The organism is Pseudoalteromonas luteoviolacea NCIMB 1942 (genome assembly GCF_001625595.1).
GTDB classification, from domain to species: Bacteria; Pseudomonadota; Gammaproteobacteria; order Enterobacterales; family Alteromonadaceae; genus Pseudoalteromonas; species Pseudoalteromonas luteoviolacea_A.
The window spans coordinates 1-12470 of sequence record NZ_AUXT01000008.1 but is presented as its reverse complement, the minus strand read 5'-3'; the positions used below and the strand labels follow the sequence as shown (position 1 = coordinate 12470).

General features: G+C 40.9%; 10 protein-coding genes and 1 pseudogene. 2 read left to right on the top strand and 9 right to left on the bottom strand.

The genetic code is table 11. From position 1 onward, the window contains the following. Window positions 1-507: 507 nt before the first annotated feature. The 9 genes and pseudogenes from N482_RS01310 to N482_RS01275 all read right to left on the bottom strand — a co-directional run bounded on the left by N482_RS01310 (window position 508) and on the right by N482_RS01275 (window position 9897). Window positions 508-2577 (bottom strand): winged helix-turn-helix domain-containing protein, encoded by a 2070-nt coding sequence (locus N482_RS01310; RefSeq protein WP_155732302.1) that lies wholly within the window; start codon window positions 2575-2577, stop codon window positions 508-510. A 730-nt stretch (window positions 2578-3307) separates the two neighbouring features. Next, window positions 3308-4042 carry a zinc-dependent metalloprotease family protein gene (locus N482_RS01305; protein WP_063375370.1) on the bottom strand — a complete coding sequence of 245 codons (735 nt, stop codon included), beginning with the start codon at window positions 4040-4042 and terminating at the stop codon, window positions 3308-3310. Window position 4043: 1 nt separating this feature from the next. Further along, window positions 4044-4772, bottom strand: coding sequence for a hypothetical protein (locus N482_RS01300; RefSeq protein WP_063375369.1), 729 nt, complete (start codon window positions 4770-4772; stop codon window positions 4044-4046). Window positions 4773-5051: 279 nt separating this feature from the next. Continuing rightward, window positions 5052-5474, bottom strand: a pseudogene (locus N482_RS25365) (alpha/beta hydrolase); the annotation flags it as partial. Between the two features lie 21 nt (window positions 5475-5495). Further along, a complete protein-coding gene (locus tag N482_RS25360) occupies window positions 5496-5891 on the bottom strand; it encodes a hypothetical protein (protein WP_231100759.1) in 396 nt (131 codons plus the stop codon). A gap of 13 nt (window positions 5892-5904) precedes the next feature. Then, window positions 5905-7221 carry a peptidoglycan DD-metalloendopeptidase family protein gene (locus N482_RS01290; RefSeq protein WP_063375368.1) on the bottom strand — a complete coding sequence of 439 codons (1317 nt, stop codon included), beginning with the start codon at window positions 7219-7221 and terminating at the stop codon, window positions 5905-5907. 2 nt (window positions 7222-7223) lie between these two features. Beyond that, a complete protein-coding gene (locus N482_RS01285) occupies window positions 7224-8570 on the bottom strand; it encodes a M23/M56 family metallopeptidase (RefSeq protein WP_063375367.1) in 1347 nt (448 codons plus the stop codon). A 12-nt stretch (window positions 8571-8582) separates the two neighbouring features. Continuing rightward, entirely contained in the window at window positions 8583-8951 is a 369-nt protein-coding gene (locus tag N482_RS01280) for a BlaI/MecI/CopY family transcriptional regulator (protein WP_063375366.1), read from the bottom strand. Window positions 8952-9090: 139 nt separating this feature from the next. Continuing rightward, entirely contained in the window at window positions 9091-9897 is an 807-nt protein-coding gene (locus N482_RS01275; RefSeq protein WP_063375365.1) for a LytTR family transcriptional regulator DNA-binding domain-containing protein, read from the bottom strand. 184 nt (window positions 9898-10081) lie between these two features. Here N482_RS01275 and N482_RS01270 point away from each other — a divergent pair, with 184 nt between their 5' ends. Together N482_RS01270 and N482_RS01265 are read left to right on the top strand one after the other, a co-directional pair. Next, window positions 10082-10492: a DUF2141 domain-containing protein gene (locus N482_RS01270; protein WP_063375364.1), complete on the top strand. Its 411-nt coding sequence runs from the start codon at window positions 10082-10084 to the stop codon at window positions 10490-10492. 12 nt (window positions 10493-10504) lie between these two features. Next, window positions 10505-12025, top strand: a complete 1521-nt coding sequence (locus tag N482_RS01265) for a carotenoid oxygenase family protein (RefSeq protein WP_063375363.1) — start codon at window positions 10505-10507, stop codon at window positions 12023-12025. The last annotated feature ends 445 nt before the right edge of the window (window positions 12026-12470 follow it).

Here is a 12470-nt window from a genome sequence, read left to right as displayed (position 1 = left end):
CTTCTGCTTCCTGGCTGACTCTCTCTTTCACACACGTTAATCAAACAAAAATTAAACAACTAATTGGCCTGACTTCGTTGTGCTGCATAAGCTATAAAAATAATGCAAAATCTCCAACAACCATCACATTACTTTTATATAACTTATTTTATAAGCATAAAATTCAAATATTTAGCAGAAATAAAAATGCAATTATTTTGCATTGTTTGTTTGAATAAAGTGAAGTTATCGGTATTGAGAAAATAAGAATTTTGACACTGGGGAAGGTCTGACAGACTTGCCCAGTAAAATTTTGGCTGGAACCAGCTGTTATTGCCCGCCAGAAGAAGGGTCTTCACAACTGCCTATAAGTGGGCAACTTTCTGGGCCAGGCTTAGGAAAAGAACTTTCTGAACTAGAGAGGGGAGCAAATAGCGATACACTTAGCGAAACATAGGCCAGTATTTTTGTTATATTCATAATCTTAGTCTTTATGGTTTAGGGGAAAAATCAAACATATTAAATGATTTATTCAAAGTTAACCTGTTGCAAGGCGGCGTCATTTATTTGAACGGATAGATACACAACACGCGCTGCATTTCTGTCTACAGATATTCTAGGGTACAAGCTCAAGAAAAAGTCTTCCGTCACATTATAATGCCGCCTATTTAAGTCAAAGTGATGTATATAACTTTTCAGATGGTCATAAGTTGACCATACAATCCGGTCTTCTTTCACATGCCAACGCGTAATAGGCTCTAGCCCAATGCGGTGGCTAAGCGCCTGCGCTACGCCTAAGTGTGAATCCAAATATGCTAGCTCTCCACTCTCTCCAGCAACTACGTACCCGTTTGAAGTAGGCCTTATAGAACGATACCCCGTTAAAAAGACCTCACTTATTTCACTAGACAAGTTATATCGCTGGATCTCCCACTTGCCGCCTACTTGGACTCCATACAAGATGTATTGATCATCTTGGTAAAACACACCGTCACTACTTGAGTTAAAACTTGCTGTTAAATAGTGAACCTTTTGCTGTTCAACTGAATAAACAGCTAAACGGTAATTCTCCTTAAACAGCATCCATTTGTGATCCTTGGAAACATCCAAAAACTCTAACCGATTCTCGCTTTGGTAGTAGATATCTATATGCTTAGTTTTCACATTAAAGCTACCAAGAGAATTGAGATCATCTTTAAGTATTCGAACCCATTTCAATTCGTCGTCTTGTGAGTCATACATCATAGACGCTATTTCTGGTCGAGTATCGATGACCTTGCTAACAGCACCATCTCCTGAAAAAGAGCGCTCTATATACAAACGTTCAGCCCTTTCCTGAGATTTTTTAATCACCACCAGCCCACCTTCATGATCGCTTTCAATCGTCTTAATTAATGCGCCGCGATTATCATAAACCACATACTCTTTTTGAGTTTTAAGGTTGTACAACCGGATCGAACTGTTATTAAGCAGCAACAATTCGTTATTGTTTCGCCAAACAACTTTCTTCAAAAGCATTGCGCCATCGATTAATCGCGTCTCTTGTTTAGTCGCTAAATCATGCAACACTAACTGAGTTCGGCCAGCCTGCAAATTCAAAGTTACTAAACGGGTACGATCCGGCGAAGTGCTAACACTGACAATGAATTCATCTGACTGACTTACCGCAACTAAACGAGTTTCTTGGTAACCTTCCAAATCAATCGCATATAGCATTAGCTTGGATTGCGGCGCATTTGCCAGCTGTACGATGATTTCGGAATTGGTTCTTCCTAACTGAATTTCACCAATTAAATATCGCCCTTCAAGTAACGTCACCATTGCACTTTCGGGGTCAGATACAGTCAGCGGCAGCAATTTTAGTGAAGAATTACCTGTGAGAGTGTTGCTAAATATTAACGCCTTATCATTTTGTGCAAATCGCACAAACATAGCGTGTGGTTCTTGCGTCGTAAGCTGGCGAGTTGTCTTTTCTAGTTTATCGTAAAGATATACTTGGCTATGTTCACTTTTAAATGCCCGCCCGGTAAACGCTATGTACCTGCCATCACGAGACACAGCTATAGACGTCTTTTCCCCTTTAAACTCAGTTAAGCTATCAACACTGGATACAGCGACTTGGGCTGATGGAAAATGTAAGCCTTCATGAGTCAAGGAAATCACGGCTCCCACTATCAACAACGCCAGTAGAGCAACATAAATTAGCGGCTTTTTATACGTGTATCTTTCTTTTTTGGGGTTTGATTGAGTAGCGCTTAACGGTGCGGACTCTATTGGAGACGACTCACATATCAGTTTATAGCCACGTTTAGGAACCGACTTTATGTAGCTTGGTGCAGAAATATCATCATCTTTAAATATCACACGCAGCTTTTTCACAGTGCCACGCACAGCCGTATCTGTCACAATACGGTCTGTCCATACTTGCTCATGTAATTCTTCGATAGTGACGTATCGGCCACGACACTGATAGAGGTATAAGAGCAACTCCATCACTTTAGGCTCTACTGCGATCTCTTCGTCGTTAAGGAACAGCAAACGTTGTTCCAGATCTAAAACAAATTCCCCTAACGAAGCCCGCATAATATCCTTTCGCAAATATCGATTCCCGGCAAACTGTACCAGTCACTTAATTGATTAACAGATATGAAGAAACTTAAGTGAATAATACGAAATATGTAAATATTCATAAAAGAACCACTCACCAAGTGTACCAAGGAATTCCTTAACACATCAACCATAGCTGACTAAGGGAAAACCGGGAAACCCCTTAATAAATATACAGTTATAAGTATGAAAAATCTTTTTACAAACTGAGCACTTATGAATTTGTACTTATTAAACATCTACTTAAAAGAGATTTTAATGAATGGAACGCATTAAATTGTTTCAAAATATTAGAAAGTTACATTGACACTTTTTCACAAAGTACAAAACACAAACGCAAAATATCGTCCATTTATTACCCTTAATAACACCAGCTTTCAACATACTGAAACCAACATTGACAATCAACTATACAGATCAAGGTATGTTTAAGAAGCTCTAATTTAACTGATTGTATTACTTATCAAGCCAATCTCATACAAGAACATTGGCATTATATCCAGCTACATAAAAAATCCGCAATTTCAGCTATAAATTTTCGGGAATAAGGGCCTTATTAGTTATGTATAACCTTTTGAAAAAAACAATGGCAACCGATCGCAGCTAAATTTTATCCGTTATCAGCATTTTTGAAGAGGTTTGGGAGGGCATGACAAAAAGAGCGCTCAAAGAGAGCGCCGCAAAGTACCTTTACATGTACGTGAATTTAGTTAGCTCACGATTATTTCATATTAGCAATATCATCTTTCGTAGCATTTACGGTCTTCCACGCGTAAGACTCACCCTCTACACCATATGGGTGACCATGTGCTGTCCAGTTAGGGTTAGAGAAGTAGTCGTATTGCGTTGCACTACCAAATACATGTGGGTACGCCATAATACTCGTAAATACGTTGTATACGCCATGGCCCATACCATCTGTATATACTCCACCTGATGTGTCGCCCTGTCTACGTGCATGCGTTAGGCCTTGGTTATGACCAAGCTCATGTACGAATGTCGTTGCACCACAATCTACCGCAGTGATTGAATACATTTTATCGACCTGTGATGGGTATAAATTACCATTACTACCTTGACCAACCCAAGCGATACCACAGCTAATTAAGTTACTTCCTGCAGATGAGCCAACTCCCAATAGAGCAACCATATCAGCACCATGCGTGTTACGGTACTGTGCAATTGAAGCACTATTAGTCAGCGAGTTAAGCCAGTTTTCATCAGCTGTTACTTGCGCGCTTCCGATAGAATCTGAAGCCACAAGGTTTAGCCTTAAGTTAATGTTATTTTGACTGTAAACCTGATTTGAAAAAGACACCAATTGATTAATTTTTGTTTGGATATTAGATGTCTTTGCAGCAGCGGCATCGCTATACAAAATTGCGATATCAATGGTGTTTGCATGAGCGAGACCTGACGCAACGGTAAGCGCTGTCGCTAAGATTGCTTTTTTCATGTTAATTTTCCTTTCTTGTTGTCTGTGTTTTTATTATTGGTGGAGAAAAGAGATCCTTTTCTCCTTCAGTAGATGCACGCTCTGATGGCGTGTGTTCCACATGATTCTTATACAGGTCGCGCTTTGCAGCTATCCAGCCATGCTTGCCATGGGATTCAAAAACGTAGTTCCCTGAAGATACAGTAAACTGCCCATAAATCGCATTACTCCCTACCGTCATCACTGAGTTGTGAAAGCGATTATCAGAGCCGGTAACTTGTGCAAAAACGCTTTTATCACCATTGGGGAAAACATTCACTTGAGTCACTTCGGCACGATGCATTTCCGTTGTTTGTGGAATGGTAAGGTCAAACGTATCCCCGACCTCTAATTGCTGCATAGCGTTTAAGTCAAACTCGACATAAGCTTCTTCACTAATATCTCTTACTAATACACCAGCGGTTACCAGAACTTCTCGCGCCTTATCTGAGGTTGATGCAATTTCCCCAATATCGAGTGGTAATCGCTCCATTTCGGGCGAAATCACCGTCATTGCAATTGGAGCAACTTTTTTATCTTGCTCAGGTGAATTTAGAGCCTTATCCGGAATTACACTATTTACATTTATAGCAACATTTGGTGCAGTTTTTTGGACATACTCAACCGATCCAAAGACCTTTTTAGGTTGAGAAAAAAACCAATAAGACACAGAAATAGCAGTAAAAATCAGGAAAAAGGCAAGTTTATTCATTTTTTATTGTTCTTTTAATGGATACAGAGCGAATATAAAATGATCAAACAAATGTGTCAATAAAATTACACAATAATTTAACCAATTGCATATTGTTATAACATAACCAATAATCAGTACTAATAATGCGCAACACTGACGTCAATTTATCAGTGCGTAACTATCAATGTACTGCGCTATGGATAATTAGTAAGCGATATTTAGAATAATATAATGATTAATTTCAATATGTTGAAAAGTAAAGTGGTACCAAAGCCACCTCACTTCCTTGAAAACACATTACTTCCTGTAAAGGCCAATTAGCCCATCGGTGAGAAGCACACTGAAGTGAGAGGTGTTCGGAATAATTTTACTGGTCAGTTTAAAGTTTTTGTATTGCCGGCTTTTGAGTATCGCGACAAATTTGTTCAAATCTCTTTGAATTACTCCTTCATTGCCGCCAGCATAAACATGGACTTCAGCCGGCAATGATTGATTCTTTTCAGCATACGTAGATTCAATATTGAAAATAGCTTCATTGTCATACCAGTATGATGGACTACCTAATATATAAGACTCAGATAGTGTCGGTGTAGTAAGTAAAATATAGGTTCCCAGCAGACCACCATATGAATGCCCAACAAACGTTTTACGGGCTGGATTTATGCGATACCGGTCAAGAACAAGCGGTAATACCTGTTCCGAGATAAATTGCACATAATTATTTGCCTGACCAGAGACCTTTTATGCAGCCAAAGAATGCCCTCCCGTTTCTTTAGGCGCGTAGGTTGGTGTGTAATCAAGTGTTCGACTGAACAGCTTATCTGTACCTATAGAGTATGATATTCCCACCACAACAACCTCCTCAATATCCCGCCCTTCGATGAGATGCAAAATGCCGCTGGCTGTTGCAATAGAGTAACTTGTATCATTAATAAGAACTAACGGATAGGCTTTATTACTTTTGTTATAACCTTTGGGCAAGCGGACATACAATTCGCAACTTTGTTGATTGAATTGAGATGTCATCGGGATGGTATCTGTATTATCAATTTCAAACTTTTTAGCAGCAAAAGCACTACTCATCGTCAGAATACACATTAAGCCAAGTAAAACTGTATTCATCAATAATCTCATCACTAAATAAACTCCTTTATTTTTCAGCTAATGCTATTTTCTGTGTTGGATCAAAATGCTCACTGCGCGCGATTGATAACCGAGCGTCAATTTCAGCAATTGTTCGAGAAAGCTGAGCTAACTGCTGTTCAGTCACCTTGTTATGCGAAACATAATTGGAATCGAGATGCAGTGGGTTTATCGCACGACCATCTTTGTGAACCTCATAGTGGAGGTGGCGCGCTTGGGACATCCCTGTATTGCCTAAGAACCCTATTACTTGTCCTTGCTTTACCTGCCTCCCCGCTTTAATACCTTTTGCGAATCCCTGCAAATGGGCATACAGGGTACGGTACCCATGCTGATGTTGAATCAGTACGCGGTTGCCAAAACTTCCCCCCCAATTGGCCTTTAGCACTATTCCATCTCCAGCTGCAAAAATGGGTGTACCAACTGGAGCACCAAAATCGAGCCCTTTATGGATGCGCGTAAACCCCAAAATTGGGTGCTTTCTTTTGCCAAACGTTGAAGAAAGGCGAGCTCCATTTAAAGGAGTTTTAAGCAAAAAGCTTTGTGCAACTTTGCCATCTGCAAAATAATAAGCACTTTTGCCATTTTCATCCTTATGATGATATAGCACCTGACGCTTACCTGCGACCGAGAGGCTCACATAGCGTAATGCTCTTGGCATCGATTGTAGTCCAAGAAGGCTTTGAGTACTTAGCACCTCAGCATCATAAAGTACCTCTAACTCATCGTTTTTATGCAACATCCTTTGAAAGTCAATACGATGAGACATAACCAAAATCAACTTATTGATTATGCCAACGGGAATGTCAGCGGCCAGTGCATTGTTGAAAAGACTGTTACCGACCTCAACTTTGACATACCTGATAACGTGCTCAGTCGCCATGTTCAATTCACTCACGTGCCATTTGTCTTTTGATAATCGCGCAACCAACATTTTTGCAAACCCCACTTGAAACTTCACCGCAGTCACTTGGCGCTGATGATCGAGCATAAGTTGTAATCGTGTACCTGCGGTTATCGAGTTCAGATCCAACCAACTTTGAGTGGCCGAAACTAAAGTAATTACTTGGCGAGGGGATAAGTTGTAAACCCGCAGTATCTCCATGAGTGACTGCCCCGCCTCGACGGTCACTATTTCAGTGGCTGTTTTTGGCTCCGACTCAATCAATAGCTCAATGCTTGGCTGAACAGCTAATATCTCAGCCTCTTTGGCGTCACTCGGAGGAAGTTCGCTAACGGGTTGTTGGGACGTTGACTCTTTTACTGGGGCACAACTCACCCCTACCACAATACACGCGGCATAAAAAATTTGATGTCGTTTCATAACTACTTCAGATCTAAAACAGCCAGTGGGTTGATTCTTTGTTCTCTGTGGATCAGTTCCAAATGAAGATGCGGCCCTGTCACTTTCCCAGTTTCACCTAACGTGCCAATAGATTGCCCTCCTGTCACCATTTGCCCCTGTTCCACATCGATACTATCTAAATGGGCATATAAACTCTGATAGCCATTTTTATGCTGCAATAGAACCACTTTGCCATATCGATGCGGTAGCGATTTATCATCTGCGATTAATACTTTACCATCTGCTATCGCCATTATCCGGCTGCCAATAGGGGCAACAAGGTCAATGCCTCCATGAGGCTTCATGTTTCTGAACTGCGAAACATGCCCATAAAAAGAACTGATATTAAAATCGCGCATAGGGTTATGCCAACCCGCATCCATATTGCGTACAAACGGAGCGGCCTTGATATTGAGCACCGCTAAACAAACACTGACTAAAAGAAGGCTAAAGGCTAAGAGTAAAGGCTGTTTTGGTTGGGGTTTTACAATATGACGCAATCGAACCTTATAATCATCCAAAGTTAGCGCTTCAGATGAAAAATGCGCTACGCCAGTTACATTTTTTGACTCGACAGAGCGTTTTAAAACAGCTAATAAAGTCGCCGCATAGTCCTTCTTATTTAATTGGAAGGTTGTCACTGTTCCTTGATCACAGCGGCACTCCATAGCACCAATAAATGCTTGCTCCATTTTTCGAATATACGGATTAAACCAGAACAGACAACTTAAAACACGCCAAATAACGAGCGCTATATGATCTTTGTTGCGAATGTGTACCAACTCATGATAAATCAGTGCCTGCTGCTGCGCTTTATCTAACCGCCAAAAATAATGGGGAATTATCAGAGTGGGCCTGATAATGCCAAATACAAATGGAGAGATGTTGCTTGGTATCTCAATACATGGCGTATCGGTCCAAACTAAAGATAGTGGCTTCAGTGAAGACAAATGTTTCTTAAGCTTGTACCAATTAATCGTTAATCTTGCCAGCCTGCATAGACTGACACCAAACACCATCACAAACATTAGCGTCAATATATCCTGTGCCTCGATTATCATCGAGCTGATATACGCCTCACTTAGCTTTATTTGCTTTTGCTCTATATAACCGCCCATTTCAAGCAATATCTTGGGCACACTCCCAGTCGTGCTATCAATACCTAATGGCACTATCGGTAGCGTACTCAATATCAACACGCTCCACCACAAACGAGTGGATGCGGGGTGCTTGTAAGACATGCGCTTTGCACAATAGAACAAAGTGCCGCTCACAACAGACCAAAATAGCGCCGCGACAATAGGGCCAATTAGAGTGGACCATACCATAAAATGACTCCCCTATTCCTTGTCATTAAGCTCGTCTAGCAAAGTTTCTAATTCCTCTAGTTCATCGGCTTCAATTAAACGACTGTCCGCAAACATAGCAACTGGCAAAGGTCCATCCAATTCTAAAACAGACTTGGCAAAATCCTGAGCGTAAGCAGCCAAAGTTGGTACCTTATTCACCAAAGCGGTAAACGTTTTTTTATTGGCTAACTCACCCGGTTTTAATAATCCCTTCTCACTCATTCTTTCCAACGTTTTACGCGTCGATGAATAACTCCATGCAAATTCAGCCTCAATCGCATCATGGATCTCCCGGGCTGTTCTGGGCTCTTTCTTCCACAATAACTTTAGTATCTCTAATTCCGTACTATTTGGTTTCATACAGACCTCCTCCTGTGACATATGTCGCACTTTAACACGCCAAAAAGTGCGACACAAGTCGCACCTAGGTAAGTACGAAATTAAAACGTATCAAAAAATAATGCTGTAAGTGTGGCAAAATATAAAATTAAGACACTGTTTAATCGAGGTTTAAAGATTGTTTAATTGACATAATATGGGTCTGTGACACAGGCACCTCAAGGTCATTTTCTAGTATCAATACAAACCTTCGGCCTATTTTTTTAGTTGTTCTGACTGCGTCCTCTGCGACCCACCAAGAGCGATGAGTTTGAAAACCTGGAAAGTCTTCTAATTGGAGAAGCGCGTCTTTAAAACGCATCAACAAAAGGTGCTCACCATTTTCAGTAAATACTTTTAAGTAATGGTCATCCATCTGCAGACACAGCAATTTACCACGTTTTTCCAACGGCAGTTTACTTATAAACTGTATTACCTTGTCATTTTTAATAGATGCAGCTTTAGCCACCCCATCGGTAATTTTTTGCTGTTGCTCGGAAATAAGCAAGTGCTGTGCTTTGACATAATCCTTTATAAAGCTGACAAAGGTAATAAACCCGCCAATAAATAAACTTGCAATAATCGACGACATGACTGAGGACCAATAATTGTTTTGTGCCCCAAAAAACGCGCCAATAATGAAAGGGGCCAGCAACCCTAACAACACACTTGCGATTGAAGTCGAAACGGCGAGACATAACCATTGGCGGTACTTAATGCCATTAAACCTAACCGCAAAGACTTTATTGCCAATTCTAATTGCAGGTGCATAGAGTCCATACCCGCTGAAACACATTACTAGCCAAAACCCAAGTGCATATAGATAGCCCACATGATGCATGCCAAATGGTTTTAAAAAGGCTAAAAAGCTCGCAAAGACAAATACTACGATGCTGTCTGAAACAATTTTCCTTATTGGCAATATCATATCTACCCTTTGAATTTTATAGTTATTTTTTCATTTTTACGAATCGCCAAACTGATGGGGTCATTTCACGAAGTCTTCAACCCGTTCGCGAAAAGTCCATTGTTATGTCGGCCTTAGCATTTTATCTTTTTTACCACAGAGCGCAATTGAGCGCTGATTCAACTTACCTAACTTGGAGTAAAAAATGAAAACCTTAGTAGCGACTTTAGCATGTTTAAGTGCCCCTTTATTCGCAGCAGAGCTCAAACTGACTATTAACGACATAAATGCACAGCCAGGAAAAATATACATTGAGATGTATAAAGGTGAACAACCATATATGTTAGGAGACGCATACACAGCGTCCTTCGTGAAAGCACAACAAGGCACAGTCTCTACCCAATTCAGTAATTTAGAACCTGGTGCTTATGCCATTCGCCTGTTTCATGACGAAAATAACAATGCACAACTAGACACTAATCTGCTTGGCATTCCCACTGAGGGTGTAGGCTTTTCCAATAATGCCACCATGCAATTTGGCCCCCCTTCATATCAAGAGATGACAATCACAATTACACAAGGCAGCAATGTCGAGTCAATGGCAATTAGTTATTAAGGAGCAGGGATTATGGAACGCCGACAATTTCTCAAAGGTATGGTGGCAACTCCAGTTGTACACACGGTTTCGCCTAATATAGTCTTAGCAGCAAATAGTAAAACCAATGAATCGCTAATACTAAATCAAAAACGCTTTAACGCCGCACTAGCACAAAACCCTGAACTGATTGGTTTTAAAGGTACCGAAACGGATATGGGCCCTCAGAAATTAATAATTGAGGGGAAATTGCCAGCAGATTTAAAAGGGGATTTTTATCGCAACGGTCCAGGACGACACCAGCGTTCTGGCGAGCGCTACCTTCATTTATTTGAGGGTGATGGAATGATAAACCAATTTAGTATAGCTCGAGGTGAAATCCACCATCACGCTAAATTTGTTCGCACAAACAAATTTATAAAAGAAGAAAAAGCTGGAAAGTTCCTTTTCTCAGGCCCAGATAGTAAGCTAAAAGACAGCCTTGCTATTCCCTCACCGGACTCGATCAGTACAGCGAATACCAATATTTTGCCAGTAAATGGGGAATTATGGGCTCTGTGGGAAGCTGGCTCCCCAACTGCAATTGACAAAAATACGCTCAAGACAAAAGGGCTCATCAATGTCGGCAATAAGACGCCACATGCAAGCGCCCTAAAAGGCCTCCCTTTCTCTGCACACCCAAAAGTAGAAGCGGATGGTACTATCTGGAACTTTGGGTATGCGCAATCTGGCCATGTGGTTCTCTACCAGTTAAACAGCCATGGACAGCTTTTAAATGTTGGCATGGTGAATACTGGTTTCAAAGGCGGTATGTTACATGACTTTCTTATTACTCAGCATCATATAGTACTACTTCTGCCTTCGTTAAAACGAGATAGAACAATAGAAGGTGAATTCTCATCGATTCAATTTAATGCTCAGCAGCCAATGGACGTGTTTGTCATTAGCAAACAAAGCCTGAAGACAGTAAAGCGATACGAATTAGATCCCGGATTTGTTTTTCACTTTGGCAATGCATGGGCAGATAAGCAAGGCAACATCCATTTTGATGCAAGCCTCTACCCCAACGGAGAAGTGCTACAGCACATGACACTCACAATGCAAGGAAACACAGATGCCCCATTGTCTCCGGCTCAGACTGTACTATTTACTCTGTACAAGAATGGGAAAGTTCAAAAGCAGAGCATTGATGGTATCAGTGAGTTTCCTCGAGTTTATAGCCATATAACAGGGAAAAGAAATAGTCGGCTGTTTACCCTGTCTTCTGTACAAAGTGATGTTTGGAGTGATAGCGTTAGACGTATTGATCTCAATACTGAGAAACAAGACATTTATACTTATGGCAAGGACTACCTAGTAGAAGAACACATGCTTGTTAATCAAGGTAACAAGGAGCAAGGTGGTTACTTGCTAGGAACAGCTCTTCATATTCCTAGTAGACGCACGTGTTTAAATATACTGCGTGCTGATGATGTATCAGCAGGGCCAATCTGCCGAGCTTGGCTCCCCCACACGATGCCTTTGGGTTTCCACGGCAATTTCTTACCTGCATAACAAAGTCGTGCAAAGGGTTAACGACAGAAAACGCAGTGAATGCGTTTCCTTTGCGCAAGTATGGTGTAAAAGGCTACTGACTACGAACGAAGTGAGTACAGTTCTTTTGCGCAAGGTGAAGTGAGCTATTTTAACAATTATTGAGGCAACTACCTCCAAAACCTGCCCAAAATCAAAAAACATGGTCCCTGAACCGGTTTCAGGGTCTATCATGCAAAGTGCTAGCGAATTCGCTCTTTTTACGCAAGGGGAAATGAGCTGTTTTAACAAATGATGGGGGATTGGCGCTCCAACCAGTTCCGATTATGAGCGGCTTTAATACCAATTTCATTTAATTTCTGATCTAGTATAGGCTCCTTTATAAACAGCCTTGAATTTAGAAAAATCAAAAAAACTCCTCGCGCGCTCAAGAAAAGAACCAAACGCGAGAAAGCGTATGCGTTTA

What these genes read in the sequence shown, in the direction of transcription:
- N482_RS01305 (WP_063375370.1), bottom strand. Translation starts at nt 4,042, where the DNA reads ATGAAAAAAGCAATCTTAGCGACAGCGCTTACCGTTGCGTCAGGTCTC.
- N482_RS01275 (WP_063375365.1), bottom strand. Translation starts at nt 9,897, where the DNA reads ATGATATTGCCAATAAGGAAAATTGTTTCAGACAGCATCGTAGTATTT.
- N482_RS01290 (WP_063375368.1), bottom strand. Translation starts at nt 7,221, where the DNA reads ATGAAACGACATCAAATTTTTTATGCCGCGTGTATTGTGGTAGGGGTG.
- N482_RS01265 (WP_063375363.1), top strand. Translation starts at nt 10,505, where the DNA reads ATGGAACGCCGACAATTTCTCAAAGGTATGGTGGCAACTCCAGTTGTA.
- N482_RS01285 (WP_063375367.1), bottom strand. Translation starts at nt 8,570, where the DNA reads ATGGTATGGTCCACTCTAATTGGCCCTATTGTCGCGGCGCTATTTTGG.
- N482_RS01280 (WP_063375366.1), bottom strand. Translation starts at nt 8,951, where the DNA reads ATGAAACCAAATAGTACGGAATTAGAGATACTAAAGTTATTGTGGAAG.
- N482_RS01270 (WP_063375364.1), top strand. Translation starts at nt 10,082, where the DNA reads ATGAAAACCTTAGTAGCGACTTTAGCATGTTTAAGTGCCCCTTTATTC.
- N482_RS01300 (WP_063375369.1), bottom strand. Translation starts at nt 4,772, where the DNA reads ATGAATAAACTTGCCTTTTTCCTGATTTTTACTGCTATTTCTGTGTCT.